Annotated in this window: 21 protein-coding genes; 4 read left to right on the top strand and 17 right to left on the bottom strand. The window is 71.7% G+C overall.

Translation table 11 applies throughout. From position 1 onward, the window contains the following. Positions 1–18: 18 nt before the first annotated feature. The 10 genes from AB0399_RS01320 to AB0399_RS01275 all read right to left on the bottom strand — a co-directional run bounded on the left by AB0399_RS01320 (position 19) and on the right by AB0399_RS01275 (position 7,546). Positions 19–669, bottom strand: coding sequence for a pilus assembly protein TadG-related protein (locus AB0399_RS01320; protein ID WP_366409861.1), 651 nt, complete (start codon positions 667–669; stop codon positions 19–21). After that, the gene (locus tag AB0399_RS01315) at positions 666–1,145 is read right to left on the bottom strand and encodes a TadE/TadG family type IV pilus assembly protein (RefSeq protein WP_366409860.1); all 480 of its coding nucleotides are present in this window, start codon (positions 1,143–1,145) and stop codon (positions 666–668) included. Before AB0399_RS01315 ends, AB0399_RS01320 begins: the two co-directional genes overlap by 4 nt. A gap of 5 nt (positions 1,146–1,150) precedes the next feature. Further along, positions 1,151–1,540 carry a TadE family protein gene (locus AB0399_RS01310; RefSeq protein ID WP_328474185.1) on the bottom strand — a complete coding sequence of 130 codons (390 nt, stop codon included), beginning with the start codon at positions 1,538–1,540 and terminating at the stop codon, positions 1,151–1,153. A 160-nt stretch (positions 1,541–1,700) separates the two neighbouring features. After that, positions 1,701–1,952, bottom strand: coding sequence for a hypothetical protein (locus AB0399_RS01305; protein ID WP_329368297.1), 252 nt, complete (start codon positions 1,950–1,952; stop codon positions 1,701–1,703). A gap of 58 nt (positions 1,953–2,010) precedes the next feature. After that, a complete protein-coding gene (locus tag AB0399_RS01300) occupies positions 2,011–2,928 on the bottom strand; it encodes a type II secretion system F family protein (RefSeq protein ID WP_329368295.1) in 918 nt (305 codons plus the stop codon). After that, positions 2,925–3,980, bottom strand: a complete 1,056-nt coding sequence (locus AB0399_RS01295; RefSeq protein ID WP_366409859.1) for a type II secretion system F family protein — start codon at positions 3,978–3,980, stop codon at positions 2,925–2,927. Before AB0399_RS01295 ends, AB0399_RS01300 begins: the two co-directional genes overlap by 4 nt. After that, a complete protein-coding gene (locus AB0399_RS01290) occupies positions 3,980–5,290 on the bottom strand; it encodes an ATPase, T2SS/T4P/T4SS family (protein ID WP_329368291.1) in 1,311 nt (436 codons plus the stop codon). Before AB0399_RS01290 ends, AB0399_RS01295 begins: the two co-directional genes overlap by 1 nt. Further along, positions 5,287–6,087, bottom strand: coding sequence for a hypothetical protein (locus AB0399_RS01285; RefSeq protein ID WP_366409858.1), 801 nt, complete (start codon positions 6,085–6,087; stop codon positions 5,287–5,289). The genes AB0399_RS01290 and AB0399_RS01285 overlap by 4 nt, the downstream gene beginning before the upstream one ends. Positions 6,088–6,114: 27 nt before the next feature. Then, positions 6,115–6,867 (bottom strand): hypothetical protein, encoded by a 753-nt coding sequence (locus tag AB0399_RS01280; protein WP_366409856.1) that lies wholly within the window; start codon positions 6,865–6,867, stop codon positions 6,115–6,117. Positions 6,868–7,222: 355 nt separating this feature from the next. Next, complete coding sequence (locus tag AB0399_RS01275) at positions 7,223–7,546, bottom strand: hypothetical protein (RefSeq protein WP_328465100.1); 324 nt, start codon at positions 7,544–7,546, stop codon at positions 7,223–7,225. Between the two features lie 208 nt (positions 7,547–7,754). Between AB0399_RS01275 and AB0399_RS01270 the strand changes: the two genes are divergently transcribed. Further along, entirely contained in the window at positions 7,755–8,420 is a 666-nt protein-coding gene (locus tag AB0399_RS01270) for a hypothetical protein (protein ID WP_366409855.1), read from the top strand. A gap of 62 nt (positions 8,421–8,482) precedes the next feature. On the opposite strand, the gene AB0399_RS01265 is transcribed toward AB0399_RS01270, so the two are convergent. Then, on the bottom strand, positions 8,483–10,564 hold the full coding sequence (locus AB0399_RS01265; protein WP_366409854.1) for a hypothetical protein: 2,082 nt from the start codon (positions 10,562–10,564) through the stop codon (positions 8,483–8,485). Positions 10,565–10,877: 313 nt separating this feature from the next. Between AB0399_RS01265 and AB0399_RS01260 the strand changes: the two genes are divergently transcribed. Next, complete coding sequence (locus AB0399_RS01260; protein ID WP_366409852.1) at positions 10,878–15,443, top strand: FtsK/SpoIIIE domain-containing protein; 4,566 nt, start codon at positions 10,878–10,880, stop codon at positions 15,441–15,443. Between the two features lie 288 nt (positions 15,444–15,731). Here AB0399_RS01260 and AB0399_RS01255 read toward each other — a convergent pair whose 3' ends face one another. The 4 genes from AB0399_RS01255 to AB0399_RS01240 all read right to left on the bottom strand — a co-directional run bounded on the left by AB0399_RS01255 (position 15,732) and on the right by AB0399_RS01240 (position 19,291). Further along, positions 15,732–16,001 (bottom strand): WXG100 family type VII secretion target, encoded by a 270-nt coding sequence (locus AB0399_RS01255; protein ID WP_328465108.1) that lies wholly within the window; start codon positions 15,999–16,001, stop codon positions 15,732–15,734. A gap of 208 nt (positions 16,002–16,209) precedes the next feature. Then, positions 16,210–16,812, bottom strand: a complete 603-nt coding sequence (locus tag AB0399_RS01250) for a hypothetical protein (RefSeq protein WP_329368278.1) — start codon at positions 16,810–16,812, stop codon at positions 16,210–16,212. A 369-nt stretch (positions 16,813–17,181) separates the two neighbouring features. Then, positions 17,182–18,180: an alpha/beta hydrolase gene (locus AB0399_RS01245; protein ID WP_366409851.1), complete on the bottom strand. Its 999-nt coding sequence runs from the start codon at positions 18,178–18,180 to the stop codon at positions 17,182–17,184. A gap of 418 nt (positions 18,181–18,598) precedes the next feature. Beyond that, positions 18,599–19,291 (bottom strand): metal-dependent transcriptional regulator, encoded by a 693-nt coding sequence (locus tag AB0399_RS01240; protein WP_329368274.1) that lies wholly within the window; start codon positions 19,289–19,291, stop codon positions 18,599–18,601. Positions 19,292–19,432: 141 nt separating this feature from the next. Between AB0399_RS01240 and AB0399_RS01235 the strand changes: the two genes are divergently transcribed. Beyond that, positions 19,433–20,194, top strand: a complete 762-nt coding sequence (locus AB0399_RS01235; protein ID WP_366409850.1) for an SIS domain-containing protein — start codon at positions 19,433–19,435, stop codon at positions 20,192–20,194. Between the two features lie 75 nt (positions 20,195–20,269). On the opposite strand, the gene AB0399_RS01230 is transcribed toward AB0399_RS01235, so the two are convergent. Continuing rightward, positions 20,270–21,664, bottom strand: coding sequence for a PAS domain-containing protein (locus AB0399_RS01230; protein WP_366409849.1), 1,395 nt, complete (start codon positions 21,662–21,664; stop codon positions 20,270–20,272). 342 nt (positions 21,665–22,006) lie between these two features. Further along, entirely contained in the window at positions 22,007–22,645 is a 639-nt protein-coding gene (gene pdxH, locus AB0399_RS01225) for a pyridoxamine 5'-phosphate oxidase (protein ID WP_366409920.1), read from the bottom strand. Between the two features lie 223 nt (positions 22,646–22,868). On the opposite strand from pdxH, the gene AB0399_RS01220 reads away from it, so the two are divergent. Beyond that, positions 22,869–23,969 carry a citrate synthase 2 gene (locus AB0399_RS01220; RefSeq protein WP_329368269.1) on the top strand — a complete coding sequence of 367 codons (1,101 nt, stop codon included), beginning with the start codon at positions 22,869–22,871 and terminating at the stop codon, positions 23,967–23,969. Positions 23,970–24,079 lie beyond the last annotated feature (110 nt).

Here is a 24,079-nt window from a genome sequence, read left to right as displayed (position 1 = left end):
ACGGTTCGCGTGCCGCTGTCAGTTGCCGGGGCCGGTGATCGACACCGCGTCGGCCTTGCCCTCGACGGTGATCGAGCTCTTGTAGAAGAAGCCGCTGAGGATCGGTTTGTAGGTCACGTACACCACCACCTCGACCCGGTCGGGCCCGGTCGGCGGGGTCGGGCAGCCGGCCCGGCGCCAGTCGCTGGCGGGCAGGTTGACGTCCCGGGCGAACTGCTGCACCCGGGCGGTGCACTGCTGGTAGTCGATCACCGGCTGGGCGCCGCTCCCGGCGTTGCGCAGCGCCTCCACGTCGATGTCCTGAGCGGCGTAGCGCGCGGCCTGTTCGGCGATGTCGGCGGCGCGTTCGCGCTTGGCGATGGACAGCCCGCCGTCCACCACGAAGGCGGCGAGGGCCATGAACACCAGCGCGAAGATCACCACGGCGGCGGCGCCGGAGCCCCGGTCGTCGCCGCGCAGGGCGCGCAGCCGGGCGGTCAGGGTACGGCCGGCGGGCTGGCTGCCGTCGCCGGCGGTGCGGCCCCCGGGGGCGGTGCGCCTCGCGGGGGCCGTCCGCTTCGGGAACGCCACCACGTCGTCCATCACGTCGTCCACCACGTTGCCCAGCGCCTCGCCCGCGGCCGCTTCCACCGCGTTCGTCGGCGCCTTCGCCTTCGTCGCCGCCCTCATGTCGCCGACCTGCGGTACGGGTCGAGCGGCGAGGCCGACGTGGAGGTCACGGTCTTGGTGATGGGCAGCCCGAGGAAGCTCAACCCGCGCACCGTGCAGGTGACTTCGATCGTGAAGAGGGTGTCGGGACGGAAGCTGGTGTCGCCGACCGGGGTGACCGTCGCCGGCTTGGTGCAGGTGCCCGCCAGGTCCTCGTGCGCCGCCTGGACCGCCTGCTGGATCGCCTCCGAGCGGCTGTGCTCGATCGAGCCGGCCCGGGCGGCGTCGCGAGCCGCACCGTCCACCGCCCCGCGCCCGTCGACGAGTTGGCCGAACGCGACCAGCATCAGCACGAACATGATGATCACCGGGGCGAGGATGACCACCTCGATGGTGGACAGCCCCCGGTCCCCGTCGCGGCGCCCGGTACGGCACCGGTCGGCCGCCGCGCGTACGCCGCCTACCGCGGCGGCGCGCGCTCTGAGCGCGAACTCCATGTCCCTCATCCCCCGTTGTCCGGCACGAACCGCTCGACCGGACCCGACGACGTCTCGTTCACCTTGAAGGAGAAGCCCGCCAGCGGGAAGACCGTGGGCACCTTCGCCGTCACCTGGACGCGGACGGTGTCGGCGTCGTTCGCGTCCCTGCTCGGGACGACGTGCGGGTCGATCAGGAGCTCGGGCCCGAGTTGCCGGATGTAGTCGCTCGCGGTCTGGCTCGCGTCCCCGGACCAGTCCTGGCCGGTCGACGCCTCGTCCCTCGCCTTGCGGGCGCCGGCTCGCGCCGCCGCTTGTGCGACATGGTCGGCGAAGTAGTACATCCCGAACTGCACGGTCGCGAAGATCATGAAGAACAGCACCGGGGTGAGGAAGACGAACTCGATCGCGGTCATGCCGCGGTCGCCGCCGGGGCGTGCCGGAGCACGTCCCGGCGCCGCGGGCGCGCGGCTGCCCACGCCGCTGTCGCCGTGCGCCGCGTCGAGCCGGCGGCGTACGGCGCGGCGCAGAGTACGGGTCGTCCGTCCCATGGCTGCTCTCCCCCTGACAGGCCGGTCAGCAGCCGTTCTTGCTGCCGTCCGCGCCGGCGATGCAGTTGCTGACGCCGGTCGCCTTGCTGTTCAGGGCGTTCTTGATGATGAACCCGACCGCCGCGACGATGGCCACCACGATCGCGGAGATCACCACCCACTCGACGGCGGAGGCGCCGCGGGACATGTCCTCCTCGGTGCGGACCCGGTCGATCCGCCCACGCAGGTAGACGTAGAGGAAACTCAGTTTCGGGTCGAAGGATGTCAGTCGGTCCATGCGGTTCATGGCTCGGTCCTCTCGGTGGACGGTCGTCGTCGGAGCTGCACGATGGTGATCAGACCTGGAAGACCCGCATCGCGGCGGGGTAGATCAGGAAGACCAGGAAGCCGGCGGCGAGCAGCATCTGCGCGACCAGCATGGACTGGGACTGCTCGCCGGCCTGGCCCTCGATCTCGGACAGTTCCCGGTGGCGCATCGTCTCCGCGCGCGAGGCCAGCGACTCGCGGATCTTCGCGCCGTCGTCCGCGACCAGCGCGAGCGTGACGCCGAGGTCCTGCAACTCCTCGATGCCCAGTTCGTCGCCGAGCCGGCCGAGGGCGACCCACTGGCTGGTGCCGGTGATCCGCGCGTCGGCAAGGCAGTTGCGGATGCGCATCAGCGCCCAGCCGTCACTGATCTCCGCGGCCGCCATCAGCGCCTCGGGCAGACCGCGGCCGCCGGCCAGGTTCATCGACACCAGGTCGAGATAGGCGCCGATCACCCGCCGCAGGTCCTTGCGCTTGGCCGCGGCGTCCCGCCGCACCTCGAGGTCCGGCAGCAGGAAGAACACCCCGGCGAAGAGCAGCGCCAGCCAGACCGGGATGATCGGGCTGACGCCGAAGCCCACTTCCGCGCCCACCGCGAAGAGCGCCGGGCCGAAGACCACACCGGCCGCGGCCAGCGCCGTCTTGGTGGCGAGGAACGTCTCCCAACTGCGGTCGAGCACCGCGAGGTCGGAACGCAGCGAGCGCAGCTCCCAGCCCTGCTGCAGGTAGAAGGCGGCGACCCGCCGACCGAGTTGGGCGCGCCAGCCCTCGGCCTTGACGGAGTTGGCGGTGGTGTCGGCGGTGGTGGCGCCGGTGGCGCGCAGCGCGTCGATCTGCGCGATGGTGGACACCGCGCTGCGCCGGCTCGGCATCAGCGCCCGGATCAGTGCGAAGACGCCCAGGCCGAAGACGGCGCCGACCAGGCACGCGAAGACGATGGTGTTCATCGGTTGCCTGCCCCCTGTCCCGGCACGGCCGGACGGCCCTGCGCTCCGTAGCCCGGGACGCCCTGTGCCGCGCCGGGCGCCTGCTGCGCCGCGCCGCCGTACGGTCCGCCCTGCCGGCCGGCCGCGCCCTGCGGACCGCCGGCCGGGAACTGCCCGGCCGCGAAGGGCTGTTGCCCGGTCCGCTCGGGTCCGTGCACGAGGAAGCGGTCCGGCGTCTCGATCTTCGACAACTTGCGCAGCCACCAGAACCCGGCCGCGAACAGCAGGCACACGATGGCGAGCACGAGTTGGCCCACCGCGCTGCTGTACGGCTGGACGAAGCCGCGGTTGAAGATGGCCAGTCCCAGCACGAACACCACGGAGACCACGACCACGATCTGCACGCTGCGCCGGGTGCTGGCCCGCTGCGCCATCACGCGCTGCCGCATGTCCACTTCCTCGCGGGCGGACTTGGCCAGGGCGCCGAGCACGTCCCGCAGACCGGGGCCGCGCAGCCGGGCGTTGAGGATGAGGGCGGCGATGATGATGTCGGCCGAGGCGTCGTCGATCTCGTCGGCGAGCATCTGGAGCGCGTCCGGCAGCGGCCAGCGGGCCCGCAACCGGTCGACGAGGGCGTCGAGATGGACCCGCAGCGCGGGCGCGGCGGCCCGGGCGGAGGCCGGTATGGCCTGCTCCAGGCCGACGGCGCCGGCGATGGTGTCGCGCAGCGACTCGGTCCAGCCGGCCAGCGCCTCGACCCGCTTCATCGCCGCGCGTTCGTCGGAGGCTCCGCCGAAGAGCCGGTCCCAGGCGAAGACGAGCAGTGCGGTGGCCGCGCCGAGCACCAGCCACCGGGTCAGGGCGAGCACCGCGAGGCCGACCACGATGGCGATCGAACCGCGCTGGGTGAGGAACCGGCCGATCTCCGAGGCGCGTTCGGCGCCGGACTGCCCGGGGGCCACCGGCTTGGGCGCCCAGCCGCGCATCGCGACGACGAACAGCGCGATGCCGCCGCCGCCCACCGCCCCGGCCAGCAGCCCGTAGAGCGTGGTCATCGAGAAGAAGCCGGACATTACCGCCACACCCCCGTGGGCTGGTAGCCGTTGGCGAGCAGCTCGTCGAGGCAGGAGATGGGCGCGTGGGGCAGGGCCACCGCCGCGTCCGGGTGCTCGGCGAAGATCTCGCTGGAAAGGACGCGGCCGTCCACGCCGTTCACCTCGCGGATGGAGGTGACGACGCGGCGCAGGGTGCCGCCGCGCTGGAAGTCGTTGCGGCGCTGGATGAAGACCACGAAGTCGATGGCGCCGGCCACCAGCATCTGCGACGCCTCCACCGGCAGCCGCTCCTGTGCCTGCAGCGCGTAGGTGGAGATGCGGTTGAAGACCTCGGCGGAGCCGTTGGCGTGGATCGTCGACAGCGAGCCGTCGTTGCCCTGCGACATGGCGTTGAGCATGGTGACGATCTCGTCGCCGAGCACCTCGCCGACGATGACGCGGGAGGGGTTCATACGCAGCGAGCGGCGGACGAGTTCGGCCATGGAGATGGCACCCAGGCCCTCGGAGTTGGGCAGCCGCTCCTCGAACGCCACGACGTTGGGGTGGAGTTCGGGGAACTGGTCGAGGCCGAGTTCCAGGGCGCGCTCGACGGTGATGAGGCGCTCGTGCGCCGGGATCACGTTGGCCATCGCACGCAGCAGCGTGGTCTTTCCGGCGTTGGTGGCCCCGGCGATCATCAGGTTCTTGCGGGCGAGCACCGCCGAGGACAGGAACGACCCGACCTCGGGGGTGATCGTGTGGTTGCCGACCAGGTCGGCGAGGAAGACCTTGCCCAGGCGGGCGCGCCGGATGGACAGCGCGGGGCGGCGGGTGACGTCCATGACCGCCGAGAGCCGGGAGCCGTCGGGCAGCCGCAGGTCGAGTTGCGGGTTGGCGGTGTCGAACGGGCGCGAGGACAGGCCGGAGTAGGCGCCGAGCACCTGGATCAGCTCGATCAGTTCCTCGTCGGTCTCGGCGACCGGTTCGGCCTGCAGTTCACGGCCGTCGGAGTAGCCGACGAAGACCTGGTCGCAGCCGTTGATGTCGATGTTCTCGACCTCGGGGTCGTCCAGCAGCGGCTGGAGCCGGCCGACGCCGAACAGCGCGGCGTGCACCGCGGCGGCGTACGCCTCCTCGCCGTGGGCGTCCGGCGGGGTGCGGCCGACGGCGATCTCGGCGCGCGCGTAGTCCTCGAGTATCTGGGCGATGATCGCGCGGGCGAAGTGCCGTTCGTCCTCCGGCGACATCGCGGTGCGGGCCGCGACCTGGTCCAGCCGCCGCTGCTCGGCGATGCGGTCGCCCGCCTCCTGCCGGAAGCGTTTGACGAGCGAGTGGTCCACCTCGCTCATCGCAGGACCCCGTACCGCTGCGGTACGTCGGCGGTGACCTGGCGGGCGGAGCGGATCAGCAGGGACTTGTCGAGGCGGCCGCGGCGCCGGCCGCTGAGCGTCTCGGCGCCGGCCGCGTCGTCGGCGAGGGTGCCGACCACCCGGGCGGAGATCTGCGAGGCCACCAGCATCTCGTTGACCTGGGCGGCGAGCCGGGCGCTGCGCCCGGTGTCGGCGATCAGCAGCACGCCGATCGGCGGGTAGCCGAGCGCGGCGGCACCGCGCTGCGAGCCGTGCAGCTTCGCGGACAGCGCGCCGGCCCGGTCCCTGACCCGGGCCAGGTTCTCCGGCTCGGTACGGGCGACCAGCAGCACCAGGGCGGCGTGCGGGAGCAGTTCAAGGCTCGGCGAGTCGGGACCGATCCGGCCGCAGTCGGCGATCACGTCGGCGGCGCCGTTGGGTGACTCGGCGAGCGTGGCGAACGCCTGCCCGAGCATCGGCCACAACCCGGAGAGCCCCGCGGCCTGTTCGGGTGCGGCAAGGCCCACCAGCACGTCAAGGCCGCCGACCAGCGGCTGGGCATGGTCCCACAACTGCTCGGCGGCCAGGCCGTGCCGGGCGGTCGCGGCCAGCGACAGCAGGCCGGAGTTGGGGTTGAGCACCCCGCCGTGGGCGCCCGTCGAGCGGTAGACGAGGTCACCGCCGGCCGGGTCGGCCTCGGCCAGCAGGACGCGGCGCGGCCATACGGCGGCGAGCGCCACCGCGGTCGTGGTGACGCCGGGGGAGCCCTTGTCCGCTGCGATTGCGATCAGTGCCATCTCGTCTGCCTCGTCCGCGCCGCTCGATCAGTGCTTGCTGGGGACGAGCACGAGGGAGACGTTGCCCGCCGCGGAGGCGACCGCCAGCGGGCCGGCGTCGGCGACGTCCGCGACGACCGTGACGCTCGCGGAGCCGTCGCCGAAGTTACCGCCGCTGGTGGCGTCGAAGTGTTTGATGACCAGGTTGTCGCTGATGAGGTTGCTGGCGCCGCCGGTGCCATTGGCACCACTCGTCGAAGTCCCCGAGTCGCTGGAGGACTTGGCGTCGTTGCCGACCAGGTACGCCGCCACGGTGAGGCCGTTGGCCAGGCCGTTGGGGTACTGGCCCGCCTTCAGTGACATACCCACCAGGGTCTTGCCGGGCGCGAGCACGTCGGAGTTCTGGGTGATCATCGAGCGGACCAGGACGGACCCCTTGGTCAGGTTGGTGGCCGCGCGCCACTGCGAGATCACCTGTTCACGCTGGTCCCACCGGATGTAGTCGACGGCGGTGCCGTCGGCGACCATCACTTCCTGCATCGCCTTGGCCGGGATCTTGTCGCCGACCGCGACGTCGGACATGACCTCGATGACAGACACCTTGTTGCCCGCGCGCAGCACCATCACGGTGGCGCCGAGCGCGCCCACCAGGATCAGCAGCACGGCGAGCGCGGCCAGCGCGGGCTTGCGTTCGCGCGGCGCGACCGGCAACCGCCCGGCGCCCGGTCCGTTCAAGTGCGGTGCGGGAACGGACTGGCGGCCACTGCCGCCGCCCGCGGCGGAACGTTCCCTGGTCTTCACTTCACTGCCCCCGAGCCGGCGCATCGCATCAGCTTTTTCGGCCCCGTGCGGCGAGTCCGTCGCTCTCCTGTCCGGCGACGACCCCACAGGCCGATGTCAAGTCACCGCACGCTATCAGCGCCAAACAAACGCCCTCAAGGCGTGGCCGGTGACAACCCGCACACATCATTGCAACAGAACGAAACGACGCCCGCCCGGACCGGTCAACCACTCCGATCCCGCCATGAACCCCCGCACGTACGGCAATTGCCCGGAAATCCGGGCCACCGCACCGATACGGCGATACTTCGATACCGCGATCACGCGGGATTGCGGGGCGGTACGGGCTCAGGCCCGCGCGGCGCCCTCCGCTCCGCTAGTACGGCATGTGGTACATCTTGGCCTCGCCCGGGGTGACCTTCTCCGGGAGCTTGCCGATCTCCGCGTCGATCACCGGCACGAGTTTGCCGAGCAGCGTCTGGATGGTGCCGTGGCGGCCCTTCACATCGGCGCCCCAGGAGTCCGCTGTCTTGCCGACCCACACCTTGCCGCCGCCCATGTCCGAAACCGTCGTCTTCAACGGCTCCTTGAGCGCGCCGAGATCCTGCATCAGTCTGCGCTTGAGAGCCTGCAGATCCTCGATCGCCGGATTCGGCACTGTCGCCTGTGGCGCGAGGTTGCTGGTGCTGCTGTCACCCATCGAGTTGTCCCCCGTAGCCGAACACGATCACAACGAGAATATCCGCGCTTGCACGAAGCGCCGACTGCACGGGAACGGGAGCAGGCGCCGGAGCTGAAAGCTCCGGGCCGGATGTCCCGGCTTCCGCTTTCGGCCCGCTGTCCCCGTGTGCGCGCGGCGCACCTGCCCCTATGGTATCTGCTAGCCCCCGCAGGAGGACGAGGACCACGTGACGAACAACGCCGCCGACAACGACAACGCCATCGCGCTCACCCCGATCTCCGTGCCCGACCCCACCGACCGCGACCGCGCCAAACGCCGCAGGAAGGTCATCGCGCTCGTGGGAGCGGTGGTCGTGGTGGCCGGCGGCATCAGCTGGTGGGCCGTGGCCGCGAACAGCGGTGACTCCAAGCCGACCAAGCACACCGCGGCGATCCCGAAGGCGTTCGGGGCGTACACGGAGGCGAAGGACGGGACCGGGTGGGCCGGGCTCACACCCCACAACACGGACATCACCAAGGGCGACGTCGACCTCATCTACCTGGGGTCGGGCGGCCGCGCCGCACTGGTCGACGTGTCTCTCGACCCGCCGGACTACAAGAGCGACCAGACCGACCACGGACCCGGTTCCGCATCGATGACCGCGGAACTCCTGGGGACCGACGGGAAAGAGAAGATCACCAGCTCTCCGGCCGGCAGGCAAGGCGGCACGATCCAGTGCGCCGACATCTCCGCGGCGGGGCGCACCATCTCGCGGTGTGCCTGGCAGAGCAAGGCCGCCACGGTCACGCTCTCGCCCGGTCTGGACCAGCACACGATCGTGGACCACGACGCCGCCGACGTCCTGCGTTCCTTCCTCGACGCCCTGAAGATCGAGCCGAAGGCCCAGGACTGACCGCGGTCCGGTCCGGCAGGCGGCCACCCGCGTCCGGGTAGCCGCCCGGTGAACCGCTTTCCTCACTCCGCCAGGTGCTGGAGCTGCTGCCCCTGCGTGAAGCCGCGTGAGTCCACGTGGTTGACGATCGCGGGGTCCATGAGCCAGCTGTTGTAGGCGGTGCGCTGGCGGGGGCTCATCTTGTCGATGTCCATGACGGTGCCGTCGGACGTGATGAAGTTGTCGGCCGGCGCCTTGATGTAGTCCTTGGGGTTGCCGGTGTACGTCTTCGGCTCGCCGTTCCTGGGGTGGATCGTGACCGGCGCCGTCACGTCGGACGAGAAACCGCCGCCGCTGAGCTGCGAGTTGGCCTCGCTCTGGTACTCGTGCTGCCAACTCACGTCGAGCTCGGAGTCGTTGATCTGCTTGTACTTGGCGGCGAGGCCGGGGGCGTCCTCCGGGGACACCGACACCTTGCTGGCGATGTAGTCCGTGAGCAGGTCGGTCGCGGTCCCACCCAGCTCGGTGGCCTTCTCCGTGCCGAGTTCGGTGATCGCGGCCGTACCGCCGGTGGCTGCCCCCACCGCCAGGTCCTTCGCGGTCGAGATCAGCGCGGTTCGCGCACTGTTGACGCTCTCCGCCCAGTCGTCGGCGTCCGTCTCGATCGAGCCCTTGGCGTACTCGAAGGCAGTGCTGTACGCCTTCATCATCATGCCGCGCTGCATGGCCCGGTAGTCCTGCGCGTGCTCCGTGGTGTCCTTCTTCGCGCTGCCGACCTCGTTGGTGATCTGGGTGCGGAAGGAGTCGAAGAGCGCGCTCTCCTGGCCGGCGACGGTCGGGTTCCGTGCCGACTCGTTGAGCAGCGCCTGCCACAGCGGAGCGCCCACCTCCAGGCCGGGGCGGTTCGGGTCCTGGCCGGCCAGGAACGCCTTCTGGTCCCACTGCGACATCTTCTCGGTGAAGCCGCCCGAGGTAGCGTCGGCGCCCCACAGCGTGTTGCCGGTCGGCGACGTGATCCCGTAGACCATGTCGCTCCAGTTGGCCGTGATCAGCTTGCCGTAGTAGACGTCGATCGGGTCGTAGGGGTGGATCTTGCTCGAATCACCGCTCTGATGGCGGTAGTTGTCCATCATGATGCGGCCGGTGAGCTTCTCGGCGAGCGGCCGGTTGGTCGTCTTCAGGTCGATCGTGCCGGCCGACATCATGTCCGCGAACGCCTTCGCCCGAGCGGGCGGCTGGCCGAGGTCCCAGGGGCCGTGCGGGTAGATGATGGTCTGCATGGTGTCGTAGTTGTGGTCCATCCACTCACCCGACGCCTCGGGGTTCTTGCTGATCGCGTTGAAGAGCTGGGTGTAGTGGTCGTCACCGAAGACGCCCTTCTCCATGCCCGAGCTGTTCATGAACTCGCTGCCGTTCTTCGAACTGTCCTTGTCGAAGACGCGATTGCCCAGCGCGACCAGGTAGTCCTTGTCCTGCGAGCCGCCGGGCAGCAGCCCGGTGAGGTAGTCGGCGCGGAAGACGCCCCGGGGGTCCTTGAACTTGTCGAACCACTTGTCCCAGCTCGCCTGCTTCTGGGCGGCGGTCTGCCCCTCGTAGGCGACCTTGGTGAAGGTGCCGAAGGTCTTGGCGATGACGTCACGGTCGTGCTTGGCCTGGTCCGGGTGGTCGCCGTACCGGCTGTACATGTTGTCGTCGGCCATGTCGTTGGTCAGAACCATCAGGTTCTGCGGACCCAACTCGTTGTAGAACGACTTGAGATAGTCCGGGTCGTCCCCGTGGGCGCTCAGATCCGAGAAGAGGTCCTCGGACGGGTCGTCGCCGTTCTTGATCGCGTCCTTGTACTTGTCCGCGAGGGCCTTGCCGTCCTTCTGCGACTGGGCCGTGGTGTTCACCATGCTGTCGTCGATGGTGACCATGCCCTTGTGCCCCGGATACGGCTTCTCGGTGGCGATCGCCAGGTGGTAGCGACGGGTGAGCATCGGCATCTGATCGTCCAACCAGCCGCATATGCCGACCAGTTGGGAGAGAGACGAGGTATCCAGCCCCTTTTCGGCGAACTGCGACTTGTACGACGTCGCAGTGGTCCGCAACTGGTCCTTGTCGCCCTTGAACGAACTCGTCATCTTCTGCAGGCCGTCCGGATCTATCCCGGAAAACTCACCCATCCGCTTCTCCTCCCGTTGTCCGTTTGTGCCTTTTGCCGAGCTTCCGCTTCGTGAGGACGTCGTCTTCCCCGCGACAAGGCGCACCCGGCCGGCCCCGTGTTGTAGACGAGGATCGCATAGCCGCGAGAAACGGTTCCGCCCTCAACGGCGGTTCCGGTGGCGGACGCCGGAGCCGTCGGCCCCGCCGGGCCCGTGACGGGACTTACCGGCGGTTTCCGCGGGCCTATAGCCTCGTGGGAACACCGGGATGGTTAATGGACACAGGCACAGTGGATGCGGGGCCCGGTGCGGGCCCACGGGGAGGGACACAGCCATGCGCGTGACCGTGACGGTCGTACAGCAGGGCGTCGACGCGCAGGACGTACTGTTGACCGCCGACGATTCCGCGAGCGCGGAAGACGTGGCGCTGGCGCTGGGTCGGGCGGTCGGCGCGGTGGCGCAGGAGCCGGCCGGGCAGGTCGGGGGCGTGGTCGTGCAGTTCCCCGGGCAGCACCAGGGCGGCACCCGGGCGGGCGGACAACCGGGCGGAATACCGGGCGGCCAATCGGCCCGGCAACCGCTCGGCCAGCCGGGCGGATCGAGGGCGTGGCCCGCCCAACCGGTCATCACCGCACCGGTGTTGTGGGCCGACGGCGTGCCCTGCGACCCGCAGGCGCAGGCGTCGACGGTGCTGCGCGACGGCATGCGGGTCACCGTCGACGACTCGATCGGGCCGTTCATGCGCACCGGCGAGCCGTCCGGGCGCTACGAACTGCGGGTGTGCGCGGGGCCGGGCGCCGGCCGGGTGGCCCGGCTCGGTGTCGGCACCGCGACCATCGGCTCCGCGGTGGGCTGCACCGTCACCGTGCAGGACCCGGCGATGGCGCCGACCGCCGCGCGCGTCTCGGTGGCCATGGACGGCACCGTGACGCTGATCGGCGCGCCGGGTTCCGGCCTCACGCTGGAGAACGAACCGGTGGAGTCGGAGCGGCAGTGGCCGCTGCGCGCGCAGGTGAAGGCGGGTGAGTCGGTGCTCGTGCTGGACGAGCCGAGCACGCCGGACGCGCACCTGTCCCCGATGGGCGAGGGCGGCCTCGCCTACAACCGGCCGCCCCGGCTGAACGCGCTGTCGCCGCGGCCGCGGCTGTACGTCCCGCAGAAGGGCGAGAAGAACGACCGCGCCCGGTTCCAGGTGCTCACCCTGGTCGTCCCGCTGCTCTTCGGCGTGATGATGTACTTCATGGTCCACCAGGTCTACATGCTGCTCTTCTGCGTGATGAGCCCGGTGATGATGGTCGGCCAGTGGGTCAGCGAGAACCGCCAGGGCAAGCGCAAGAACCAGGACGCCGCGAAGAGCTTCAAGGCCGCGATGGCCGAGCACGAACAGGACCTGGAGGCCGCCCGGCTCTTCGACCAGCGGGAGCGGCGCTCCAACTACCCTGACGCCGCCGAGATCCTGCTCTTCGCGACCGGCCCGCGCCGCCGGCTGTGGGAGCGGCGGCTGACCGACCCGGACGCGATGCGGCTGCGGATCGGCGTCGCCGACCTGCCCGCCGACATCGAGTTGCAGCCCAAGGGCAACATGCCCGAGGGCGCGCCGCCGCTGGAAGTCCCGCTGGTCTACGACGTGCCGCTGCCGCTGCCGTTCCCGGAGATCGGCGTGATCGGTGTCGCGGGCGAACGGGCCAGGGCACTGGCCACCACCCGCTGGCTGGTCTCACAGGCCGCGGTGCTGCACAGCCCGCGCGACCTGTCGATCGTGGTGCTCTCCTCCGCCCCCGACGCCGAGCAGTCGTGGAGCTGGGCGCACTGGCTGCCGCATCTGGCTCCCCAACAGGGCCAGGACTGCGTCTCGTTGATCGGCACCGACCAGGAGGCGGCCGGCCGCCGGATCAACGAACTCCTCCAGGAACTGGCCCGGCGCAAGGCGGACTCCGCCGCCAACCAGAGCGGCCGGCTGCGCCCGGACCCGTACGTCCTGGTGGTGCTGGACGGTGCGCGGCTGCTGCGCCGGATGCCCGGCCTGCCGCAACTCCTCCAGGAGGGGCCGCAGTTCGGGATGTTCGCGCTGTGCGTCGACGAGGACGAGCGGCTGCTGCCCGAGGAGGTGCGGCTCGCGGTGTGCTGGTCGCAGCACGCGGCCAGCCGGCTGCACCTGCGCGGCGCGGGTCTGGAACGGCTCGGCGAGGTCCTCGCCGACCAGGTCGGTCCCGACTGGTGCGAGTTGGTGGCCCGCTCGTTGGCGCCGGTGCGCGACGTCAGCCGCGACGACGCGGACAGCGCGCTGCCCACGTCCGCACGGCTGCTGGACCTGCTGGGCATGCCCGACCCGGTGGGCGAGCAGGTCGCCGGGATCTGGCAGCGCGGCGGCTCGACGACCGCTGCGCCGATCGGCGTCGGCGCGGACGGCACCTTCGTCCTGGACATCCGCAAGGACGGCCCGCACGCGCTGGTCGCGGGGACCACCGGCGCGGGCAAGTCCGAGCTGCTGCAGACGATCATCGCCTCGCTCGCGGTGGCCAACCGCCCCGACGCGCTCAACTTCGTCCTGATCGACTACAAGGGCGGCAGCGCCTTCCAGGACTGTGCGCGGCTGCCGCACACGGTCGGCATGGTCAGCGACCTGGACGCGCACCTGACCGAGCGCGCACTCGCCTCGCTCGCCGCGGAGTTGCACCACCGCGAGACGATCCTGTTCAACGCGGGCACCAAGGACATCGAGGACTACAACGACGCGCGGCGGATGCGGCCGGAGTTGGAGCCGATGCCCCGACTCGTGCTGATCATCGACGAGTTCGCCTCCCTGGTGGCCGAACTTCCGGACTTCATCGCCGGTCTGGTCGACATCGCCCGCCGCGGCCGTTCGCTGGGCGTGCACCTGGTGCTGGCGACGCAGCGGCCCGCCGGTGTGGTCAGCGCCGACATCCGCGCCAACACCAACCTGAGGATCGCGCTGCGCGTCACCGACGCCGACGAGTCTCGGGACGTCATCGACGCGCCCGACTCGGGGGCGATCGCCAAATCCACGCCGGGCCGCGCCTATGTCCGCTCCGGCGCCCAGTCGCTGGTCGGCGTGCAGTCCGCGCGTATCGGTGGCCGCCGCCCGGCGGTCGGCCAGGAGCGCACCAAGGCCGAGGTGGCGCCGCTGGGTTGGCGGTCGCTGGGCCGGCCGATACCGCGCGGCGCGCAGGGCGACGGCGACGACGGCACCATGGTGACCGACCTCGCGGTGCTGGTGGACGCGATCAGGGAAGCCTCCGACCTGCTCGGCTTCCCGGCACCGCGCAAGCCGTGGCTGGACCCGCTGCCCGAGCACATCGTCGCCGAGGACCTGCCGGCGGATGCCGGCGCGACCCCGAGCGGCGACGTCTCGCCCATCGGCTACGGTCTGACCGACCTGCCCGCGCAGCAGGCCCGCGCCCGGCTCTCGGTCGACCTGGTGCACGGCGAGCACGTCCTGATCGCCGGTGGCCCGCGCTCGGGCCGCTCCACCGCGCTGCGGACGATCGCCGGCTCGCTCGCCCGCGACACCGCGCCCAGCGACGTGCACCTCTACGCCATCGACTGCGGTGCCAACGCGCTGCTACCACTGGTGGCGCTGCCGCACTGCGGCGCGGTCGTCACCCGCGACCAGCCGGAGCGGCTGTCGCGACTGCTGGACCGGCTGTCCAGCGAGGTGTCGCGGCGGCAGCAACTCCTCGCCGTCAAGGGCGCGTCCAGTGCCGCCGAGCAGCGGGCGATGGCCGCCACCCCGGAGGAGCGGCTGCCGTGGATGGTGCTGCTGCTCGACAACTGGGAGGGCTACACCTCGACGTTCGAGTCGTACAACTACGGCAAGTTGATCGAGGGGGCCATGCGGCTGTTCCGGGAAGGCGGTTCGGCCGGGCTGAAGGTCGTCATGACGTCGGACCGGTCCGGTTTCCTCGGAGCGATCTCGTCGGTCTTCGCGGACAAGCTGATCCTGCGGATGGCCGACCCGAACGACTACGTCAACGGCGGCCTGGGCCCGCGTGACGTGCCGAAGAACATGCCGTCCGGACGGGCGCTGCGCCCCACCGACCACGGCGTCCAGGAGAACCAGGTGGCGCTGCTGGCCGCGGACCCGGCCGGCCAGGCGCAGGTGGAGGTGCTGCAGCGGATCGGACGGCAGTCCACCGAGCGGATCGGGCGGGTGGGGCGGCTGCCCAAGCCGCAGCGGCCGATGCGGGTGGACGCGCTGCCGCCGCGGGTCACGCTGACCGACGCGATGGCGCTCGACCCGGACTTCACGCCGTCGTCACCGCTGTGGGCGCTGATGGGCGTGGGCGGCGACGAGTTGGCGCCGGTCGGGATCGATCTGCAGGACGCCGGGCCCGGGTTCGTGATCGCCGGGCCGCCGAAGTCGGGCCGCTCGACGGCGCTGATCACGGCGGCACGGTCGCTGCTCGCCGCCGGTACGCCGGTGGTGCTGGTCACCCCGCGCCGCTCCCCGCTGCGCGACCTGGCCGGTCAACCCGGCGTGCTGGGACTGCTGATGGGCACCGACGCGAGCGCGGAGGACCTGACGGAGCTGACCGGCAAGGCGGGCGGCGAGAAGTTCGTGGTTCTCGTGGACGACAGCGAACTCCTCTACGACACCACGCTGGAGACGGCGCTGGAGGAGGTCGTCAAGAGCGGCATGGACGGCGACCACGCGCTGATCGCGGCCGGGTCGGCGGACTCGATGGGCTCGCAGTACCGCGGTTTCGTGGTGGAGGCGCGGAAGTCGCGCAACGGCATGCTGCTGTCGCCGCAGGGCGGTTCCGAGGGCGACCTGTTCAACGTGCGGCTGCCGCGGGACGTGGGCGGCGGCCCGCTCGGCCGCGGTCTGCTGATCCGCGGGGGCACGGTGATGCAGGTGCAGGCGGCGGAGCCGGTGTAGTCGGGGTTCGCTTGACGGGGCCTGTGTGCAACTGGCCTGCGGGGCCGCGCCGTTCGAGGGCGCGGCCCCGCTGACGTCTCCGGCCGGCTGGCCGGCTGACCTGCGACCGGACGGCTGGGGCAGGCGCGGGCACGGCGGGCAGGCGCCCGGGCGGGTGGAGAGCCGGGCGGGTGGAAGGGCCGGGCATACGGAAGTGGCCGGGCACGCGGAAGGGCCGGGCGGTCGGAGCGATGCTCCGAAGCCCGGCCCTTGCGGTACCGCGCGGCCTCGAACGTGACCGGACCAGCGTCAGCTGGTGGCGTGCTCGATGTTGGTCGCGTTGGTCTTGGCGGAGTTCTGGGCCTCGTGCAGCGTCGACACGAACTTCTCGAAGGTCGGCTTCAGCTGCTCCCACTCGCTGCGGAACTGGTTGGCGCGCGGGCCCTTCCAGTAGTCCGCACTGCTGCTGGTCGCAGAGTGAAGGTGGTTGATCAGCGTCGCGAGGTTACCGGCCTCGGTTCCGAACTTTCCCGCCAGTGCAGTCAGTTGGGCGATATCGGCGCCCTGCATACCCGCCATGTGCGTCCCTCCCCGTTAGTAGGAAAACGTGGCGGACACCTCATCCGCCATACGGGACGCTAGCAAACAGGGGCCGTGAATGCAGCCCCCGTCCCAGACGCCCCGCCCGTTTGTTGCCGAACGTGGACATCCCCTCGGGAACGTCACCCACGGGACGCGGTCCGCCCACTGTTCGGTGCGCGCCGCTGTTCCGTGCGTGCCGCGTTATTCAGCTGCTGGGCAAGCCGGTTCGGGTGAACGTGTCGGTGGGTCCGTCGGTCCACTGCACGGTGAGCGTCTTGCCGTCCGCGGCCATCACGCCGTGTCCGGAGGTCCGTTCCTTGTCGCCGTCCATGCAGGTCATGGTCAGGTGGACGCCGTCCCGGTCGGTGAAACTGCCGCCGCACAGGTGGTCGCTGGTCAAGGCGGCCTTGCCCTTGCCGAGCACGAGTTGCACCTTCACCCCGTCGACAGTGGCGAGCCAGACGCCCTCGACGGTCTGTGTGGAGTCCGTGGACGCCCCACCGGTGTCGCCGCCCTCCGCGGTGTCGGTGGCCGAACCGGTCGCGCTCGGCGTGACGGTGCTCGCGGCGGAGACCGACGGCGCCGGCGGCAGCGTGGCCGTCCGGCTTGCGCTCGGTTCCTTCCTGGCGTCGGTGCCGCGACCGCTGCCCCCGCACCCGGTCAGCAGGAGTGCGGCAGCGACCACCGCGGCGGCGGTCGCCGTACCCGCGTATCCGGCCGCCGTGGCGCGGCCGCGCAGGCCCGCGGCACCGGGCCCGCTCTGACCGTCCCGGCGGCTTCGACTTCGACTGCGACTTCGACGGCTCAAACGACTCCGACAGCGCATCCGCACTCCCCCATGTCGCGATGTGGAACCCAGCGGACACGCAAGCTACCAGCAGCCGAACGACTACGCGCAGTCCGAACCCCCGTCCCGCCCGCACCTCACCCCGACAGCCACGCACGGCTCCACATTCGCCACACACAGGCACCACAACCACCCGCTCCTGCCTCACAGCAGCCTCACCGCCGCGACACAGCTACGGGCCGACGCCGTACGGGTGATGACGGCGTGGGCACCCGTCTCGCTCGGGCCCGTCCCGGTCGTCGGTACGCGGCCCGGCGAGCGCGCGGCCACGTCGGTCCGCGTCCCGGCCGGCGCGTGTCTCCGCCCACCGGCTGGGCGCTCCCGACCGGGTCATGCCGAGCCCGCGGCCTCCCGTTCGGCGAGGGCCTCACCGACGAAACGCTCCAACGTCTCGACCCAGGCGTCGGGTTGGTCCCACGGGGCGAGATGACCGGCGTCGGCTATCTCGGCGTAGCGCCCGCGCGGCAGGACACGGACCATCTCCTGCGCCTCGGCGCGGCCCAACTCGCCGGCCGGCCCGCGGACGACGAGCGCCGGGCAGTGCACCCGGGCCAACTCGTCCCAGTGGGCGTCACGTATCCAGGGGTCGCGGGAGCCGAGCAGATGCGCGGGTTCGTACATCGGGCGCCAGCCGTCCTCCCGTTCGCTCATCACCTCGGCGAAGAAGTCGCCGCGAACCGGGTCGGGCGGATCGGCCCACGGGTCGGCGACGCCGAACCACTGGCGTACGTCGCCGAGCGTGGCGAAGGGCAGTGGCCAGGAGGCCAGCCACTCCGCCCACTCCCGCTGTCCCGTCTCCCCCAGGGCCGAGGCGCGCATGTCGCAGATGACGACGGCCGCCACGAGGTCGGGCCGCCGCGCCGCGCACTGCCAGGCGGTCAGCGCGCCCATCGAGTGGCCGACGAGGGTGACCGGACCGAGGTCGAGTTGCTCGATGGCGGCGATGGCGTCGCGCACGTACGCCTCAGGGGTGTAGGGGCCGTCGGGCTTGCCGCTGTGGCCGTGGCCGCGCTGGTCGAGGGCGAGCGCTCGATAGTGCGGGGCGAGCCGCCGGGCGGTGACGGCCCAGTGCGAGGCGCGGCCGAGCAGGCCGTGCAGCAGCAGCATTCCGGGGCGGGGCTCGGCGGACCCGTCCGCCGCCGGGCGCCCGGCGGCCAGAGCCACGCCGCTCGCCGCGCGCGCGTCGGCCCGTACGGCCCTGTCCCTACCCGCACCGGCCGGCGGGCCCGCACCCGCGGGTGCGCCCGGCCCGGCCGCGACCGGCCCGCCGTACTCCCACGCCGCGAGCCGCAGACCGCCCGCTCCCGTGACCTCATGCCGTGTGGCCATCCCGCACCCCCTTCCGCTCCTCGTCCGACACCGGCGGGTGCAGAGGGGCGCCCGCCGGCCGCTCGGTCACGGTTCTTCCGCGCCGCGCTGATCCCTTGCACCGGCAACGCTATCGAACTTCTATTCGAACATGGGGCTCACGCGCCCAACACCGCTCGTTCGAGTGACAGCGCTCAAGGATTGGCCGTGTGGGCCGAGGGGAGGACTTGAACGGGACGCGGCGTGCAGGGGAAGCGGGTCGCGGGGAGGTCTCGGGAAGCTCGGGGTCCCGGGTCCTTCGGGGACCGCAGGGGAGGGGCGAGGGGAGGGAAGAGCCCCGGTGCCGCACGCGGCACCGGGGCCTCGCCTTGTCCCGCGGCGCACCGGACGCACCACCTGGCGCACCGCACAGATGGCGCGTCCTGGTGCGTGACGGGCCCTACCGCTTGGCGACGAAGACGTACGAGGCGATCTCGGGGTCCAGCTCGGCGGCCTCGCCGCCGCTGCCGACCAGGACGCCGCCCGCCGAACCCGTCACGCTCACCACGGCGCCCGGCTGCACGCCGGCCCGCCGCAGCGTGTGCATGACCTGCGCGTCGGTCTGGATCGGCTCCCCGATCCTGCGGACCACCACGCTCGCGCCAGCGCTGCCGGGGTTGAGTTCGCTGAGGCTGACCATGCCCTCCTCAAGGAAGGGGTCCGCCTCCGTGGCCTCGCCCAGCTCCTCAAGGCCCGGGATCGGGTTGCCGTACGGCGACTCGGTGGGGTGCCGCAGGATCTCCAGCACCCGCCGCTCCACGGCCTCGCTCATCACGTGCTCCCAGCGGCACGCCTCGGCGTGCACCTGCTCCCACTCCAGGCCGATCACGTCGACCAGCAGGCATTCGGCGATGCGGTGCTTGCGCATCACCCGCGTCGCCGTGCGGCGCCCCTCGTCGGTGAGTTCCAGGTGCCGGTCCCCCGCGACGTGCAGCAGCCCGTCGCGTTCCATGCGTGCCACGGTCTGGGAGACCGTGGGCCCGCTCTGGTCGAGCCGCTCGGCGATCCGAGCGCGCATCGGAACCACACCTTCCTCCTCCAGCTCCAAAATGGTGCGGAGATACATCTCCGTCGTGTCGATCAGTCCGGACATGCGCGCCCCTCATTTACTCGTGCGTGGCCCCGCCACAATTCTGACTCATCCCACGGACATCGGACTCCGCGCCGACCGGACAGCTCCGCCGCACGCTGGTTTTCTTGACACCGGCCAGGGCCTGGCAGCACGGTGATCCGCATGACCGACCCCCGCCAGGAACCGGCCGAGCGCTATTTCGACGCCGCGATCGCACTACTTCGCCGGGCCCGCGACGAGGAGGGCGAATCCGTCCGGCAGGCCGCCGCCGCGGTCGCTGACGCGATCACCGCGGGCGGCCGGATCTTCGCCTTCGGGGCAGGCCACTCCTCGCTGCCCGCCCAGGACGTGGTGTACCGTGCGGGCGGCCTCGCCCTGGTCAACCTACTCTCCGTCCCCGGTGTCGTCGGCGTCGATGTGGTCCCCGCCACCCTGGGCAGCGCCCTGGAGCGCGTCGAGGGGCTGGCAGGTGCCGCCCTGGACACCAGTCCGGCCCGCGCGGGCGACGTGCTCTTCGTGATCTCGCTGTCCGGCCGCAACACCCTGCCGATCGAGATGGCGCAGAACGCCCGCGCCCTGGGCATGACCGTCATCGGTGTGACCTCGCTCGCATACGCCCGGGAGACCGGTTCCCGGCACTCGACCGGCACTTTCCTGAAGGACCACTGCGACATCGTGGTGGACTCCAAGATCCCGGTCGGCGACGCCGAACTGGCCGACGACCGGATTCCCGCGCCCTTCGCGCCGGCCTCCACCGTCGTCACCAGCGCCCTGATGCAGGCCGTGATGGCGACCGCCGCCACCGACCTCGCCGCCCGCGGCGCGGTCCCCCCGATGATCCGCTCGGGCAACGTGGACGGCGGCCACGAGTGGAACGGCCGCGTCTTCGAGGAGTACCGCGACCGGATCTTCTTCCGGCGCTGAGGCCCGCCGGCCCGGTGCGCGGGCCGCGCTGCCCGCCCGCCGGCGCCGGACCGAGGCGCCGGGCTCGCGGCGCGCTCAGCGCCCACCGGGCCCGTCGCGGTCCCCGTCCGCCGCGACGTCCGGCCGCTCCGCCGGGCCCGCCACCCCCGCCAGGTCCAGCGCCATCGCGACCCTGGCGGCGACGTCCTCGGCATATGCGGCGTCCGCCCGGTCGAACAGCCGGCGCCCGGCGCCCCGCAGAAACGTCAGCGCGCCGACCGTACGGCCCCTGCTGCGCAGCACCGTGGCCAGCCCGTGCACGGTGCCCGTCGGCCACTGCCTGGCCTCGGCCCACGCGTCGGTACGGTCCCGGGGCGCGGCCCGCTCGGCGTCGGGTGCCCCGAAGCTGGTGCGTACGGTGCCCAGCCGTTCGACGGCCTGGCAGGCGGGGTGGTCGCGCCGGTAGCCGACGGGGACGACATTGCCCTCGGCAGGGCGCCCGGGGCCCGGCTCGCCCTCCGGGGTGGCGATGATCCGCACCAGCCGTCCGGCACCGTCGGCGCGGTCCACCAGCGCGTGGTCGGCGAACCCGGCGAGCGCGAAGTCCAGGTGGAGCACCGCCGCCTCCAGGGCGCCCTCGCACTCCGCGGCGGCCCGGTCCGCGCGATGCAACTGCTGGTAGCGGAAGCGGACCCGGGCGCTCTCGTGCTCGGCGGTCTTCTGCTCGGTGATGTCGGCGAACAGCCACCCGACGCCCAAGGGCACCGGCTCCTCCCCCAGCGGCGACCCCAGCCGCACGAAGCCGCTGCGCCAGCAGTGCCGGGTGCCGGCACTGTCACCCCGCAGGCTCACCCACAGGTCGGTGGAGGCGGGCGGCGCGCCCTCCGCGAGCACGTGCTGGAGCGTGCTCTCCAGTTGCTCCGCGCCCTGGCCGAGCAGGTCGCCCAGCGGACGGCCGAGCACGCCCTCCCGGCCCGCCCGCAGCATCCGGACGGCGTGGGCGTTGACCTGGGCGGGCCGCAGGTCGGCGTCGACGAGCACCACGCCCCAGGAAGCGTCGTCGAAGAGCGACTCGCTCAGGGCGACGGAGCGTTCCAGGTCGATCTGGGCGTCGACCTCGGAGAAGGCGCAGTACACGCCGTTGGGCTGCCCGTCGGGCCCCAGGACGGCCGCCGACTGGGTACGGACCAGGACGCGCCTGCCGTCCTTGGTGACCAGCGCGAACTCGTGCACCCGGCGTCCGTCCGCGCTCATGGCTGCCAGCAGCCGCTGCTCCGCCTGCCTGGCGTCCGGGGCGCGGGCCGCCCAGCCGTCGAATCCGCGCCTTCCTATGGCGTCCGCCGCGCTCCAGCCGAGAATGCGGGTGGCCTCGGCGTTCCAGTGGGTGACGACCCCCTTGCGGTCGAAGGCGCACAAGCCCGCCTCCATACCGTCGAGAAGCGCCGCGAGAAGCTGCTCGTCACCCTTGGATTGCGCATCGAAAGGCTGCACGTCACAACATTCAACCCTCGTGTGGGCCGCGTCACAGGCCGTTTGGATAAATGGCTTGTGCCTTCCCCCGTGAGGTTCTTACTGTTGCGGCACACACGAAGGGAGGTGGTCTGAAGCATGAGTTGCACTCGGACACGTGAGGTGACTGCGGGCTAGCTCCGCGCACTTGGGCGTGCGTGATGCTCGCCAATCCCACGCAGTTCACCCGACCCGCGGGCTCGTCGGACTTGTCCGGCCGGTGCCCGGAGCCATCCGGCTCCGGGGAGCAGCCCGCGGGTCGTTCCGTTTTTTCGCTCCCTGAGCGCCCTGGCGTCAGGGGCCGAGTGCTGGGGTGCTGAGCGCCTAGGGTTCCAGGCGCTCCACGGACCACCCGCCGTCGGCGCCGGACACGTACCGCAGCCGGTCGTGCAGCCGGTTCTCCCGGCCCTGCCAGAACTCGACGGCGCGGGCGCGTACCCGGTATCCGCCCCAGTACGGCGGCACCGGTACCTCGCTGCCTTCCGGCCAGCGCCCGGCCAGCTCGGCGTACCTCTCCTCCAACCTGGCGCGGGAGGCGACGACGGAGGACTGCCGGCTGGCGTGGGCACCGATCTGCGAGCCGTGCGGACGGCTGTGGAAGTAAGCCTCGGTCTCCTGGGCGGTGGTCCTTACTGCGGTGCCGCTGACGATCACCTGGCGGGCAATGGGGTGCCAGGGGAAGAGCAGCGAGACGTACGGGTTGGCGGCCAGCTCACGGCCCTTGCGCGAGCCGTGGTTGCTGAAGAAGACGAATCCACCCTCGTCGTAGCCCTTGAGCAGCACCGTGCGGGAGCTGGGCGCCCCGTCCGGTCCGGCCGTCGAGACGACCATGGCGTTGGGCTCCGCGAGTTCCCCGCGTGCCGCGGCCCGCACGGCGTCGGCGAACCACCGGGCGAACTGCCGGTAGGGATCGGCGGCCAGCTCGGCCTCGGTGAGCCCTGCCGCGCGGTACTGCTTGCGCATGGCCGCGGGGTCGTCGTCACCCGGACGCGGAGCGGTCTGGTCGTCTTGCCGGAGAGGTTCGTGCACGCGCACATCTTGCAGGACCGCGGCGCGGGCGGTCCCATGGTGACCCCGTGTGCCGGATGTCACCCGCCGCGGAACCCCGCTCGGCGGGGTGACCTGACCGGCTACGGGGCATGACGGGGAGACAAGCACAGAGCCGTGATCGTGAAGGAGCCGCCCCATGTCCGACTTCGTACCGGGACTCGAAGGAGTCGTCGCGTTCGAGACGGAGATCGCAGAACCGGACAAGGAAGGCGGCTCGCTGCGCTACCGCGGGGTCGACATCGAGGAACTGGTCGGCCACGTCTCGTTCGGGAACGTGTGGGGCCTGCTGGTCGACGGCCGCTTCAACCCCGGCCTGCCGCCCGCCGAGCCGTTCCCGATCCCGGTGCACTCCGGTGACATCCGGGTCGACGTGCAGTCCGCGCTGGCCATGCTGGCGCCCGTGTGGGGCCTCAAACCCCTGCTCGACATCGACGCGGAGGCGGCCAGGGACAACCTCGCCCGCGCGGCGGTGATGGCGCTGTCGTACGTCGCCCAGTCCGCCCGCGGCCAGGGGCTGCCGATGGTGCCGCAGCGGGAGATCGACAAGGCGCAGTCGATCACCGAGCGGTTCATGATCCGCTGGCGCGGCGAGCCGGACCCCAAGCACGTCGCGGCGGTGGACGCGTACTGGACGTCGGCGGCCGAGCACGGCATGAACGCCTCGACGTTCACCGCCCGGGTGATCGCCTCGACCGGCGCCGACGTGGCCGCCGCGCTGTCCGGTGCGGTGGGCGCCATGTCCGGGCCGCTGCACGGCGGGGCGCCGTCCCGCGTGCTCGGCATGATCGAGGAGATCGAGCGCACCGGCGACGCGGAGGGCTACGTGAAGGCCGCGCTGGACCGGGGCGAGCGGCTGATGGGCTTCGGCCACCGCGTCTACCGCGCGGAGGACCCGCGGGCCCGGGTGCTTCGGCGCACCGCCCGCGAGTTGGGCGCGCCGCGCTACGAAGTCGCCGAAGCCCTCGAGAAGGCGGCACTCGCCGAGCTGCACGCCAGGCGGCCGGACCGGGTGCTGGCCACGAACGTCGAGTTCTGGGCCGCGATCATGCTGGACTTCGCGGAGGTGCCCGCGCACATGTTCACCTCGATGTTCACCTGCGCCCGCACGGCCGGTTGGTCGGCCCACATCCTGGAGCAGAAGCGCACCGGCCGGCTGGTGCGGCCCTCGGCCCGCTACATCGGGCCCGGCACCCGCAGCGTCAAGGACGTCGAGGGCTTCCCCGACGTGGCTCACTGACCTGCCGGGGGCGGGCGGGACCGGCAAGTTCGGCCCCGCCCGTCTCCGGAACGCAGTCACCCGCGCCCCCTGGGGACACTGTTGGGGGCGGGGTCGGGGTAGGGGTCGGT

The organism is Streptomyces sp. NPDC088194 (genome assembly GCF_040702025.1).
Lineage (GTDB): Bacteria > Actinomycetota > Actinomycetes > Streptomycetales > Streptomycetaceae > Actinacidiphila.
This window is presented reverse-complemented; position numbering and strand designations above follow the sequence as displayed.

Coding starts and splice junctions, on each gene's coding strand:
- AB0399_RS01320 (WP_366409861.1), bottom strand. CDS start 669: ATGAGGGCGGCGACGAAGGCGAAGGCGCCGACGAACGCGGTGGAAGCG.
- AB0399_RS01315 (WP_366409860.1), bottom strand. CDS start 1,145: ATGGAGTTCGCGCTCAGAGCGCGCGCCGCCGCGGTAGGCGGCGTACGC.
- AB0399_RS01310 (WP_328474185.1), bottom strand. CDS start 1,540: ATGACCGCGATCGAGTTCGTCTTCCTCACCCCGGTGCTGTTCTTCATG.
- AB0399_RS01305 (WP_329368297.1), bottom strand. CDS start 1,952: ATGGACCGACTGACATCCTTCGACCCGAAACTGAGTTTCCTCTACGTC.
- AB0399_RS01300 (WP_329368295.1), bottom strand. CDS start 2,928: ATGAACACCATCGTCTTCGCGTGCCTGGTCGGCGCCGTCTTCGGCCTG.
- AB0399_RS01295 (WP_366409859.1), bottom strand. CDS start 3,980: ATGTCCGGCTTCTTCTCGATGACCACGCTCTACGGGCTGCTGGCCGGG.
- AB0399_RS01290 (WP_329368291.1), bottom strand. CDS start 5,290: ATGAGCGAGGTGGACCACTCGCTCGTCAAACGCTTCCGGCAGGAGGCG.
- AB0399_RS01285 (WP_366409858.1), bottom strand. CDS start 6,087: ATGGCACTGATCGCAATCGCAGCGGACAAGGGCTCCCCCGGCGTCACC.
- AB0399_RS01275 (WP_328465100.1), bottom strand. CDS start 7,546: ATGGGTGACAGCAGCACCAGCAACCTCGCGCCACAGGCGACAGTGCCG.
- AB0399_RS01265 (WP_366409854.1), bottom strand. CDS start 10,564: ATGGGTGAGTTTTCCGGGATAGATCCGGACGGCCTGCAGAAGATGACG.
- AB0399_RS01260 (WP_366409852.1), top strand. CDS start 10,878: ATGCGCGTGACCGTGACGGTCGTACAGCAGGGCGTCGACGCGCAGGAC.
- AB0399_RS01255 (WP_328465108.1), bottom strand. CDS start 16,001: ATGGCGGGTATGCAGGGCGCCGATATCGCCCAACTGACTGCACTGGCG.
- AB0399_RS01245 (WP_366409851.1), bottom strand. CDS start 18,180: ATGGCCACACGGCATGAGGTCACGGGAGCGGGCGGTCTGCGGCTCGCG.
- AB0399_RS01240 (WP_329368274.1), bottom strand. CDS start 19,291: ATGTCCGGACTGATCGACACGACGGAGATGTATCTCCGCACCATTTTG.
- AB0399_RS01235 (WP_366409850.1), top strand. CDS start 19,433: ATGACCGACCCCCGCCAGGAACCGGCCGAGCGCTATTTCGACGCCGCG.
- pdxH (WP_366409920.1), bottom strand. CDS start 22,645: ATGCGCAAGCAGTACCGCGCGGCAGGGCTCACCGAGGCCGAGCTGGCC.
- AB0399_RS01220 (WP_329368269.1), top strand. CDS start 22,869: ATGTCCGACTTCGTACCGGGACTCGAAGGAGTCGTCGCGTTCGAGACG.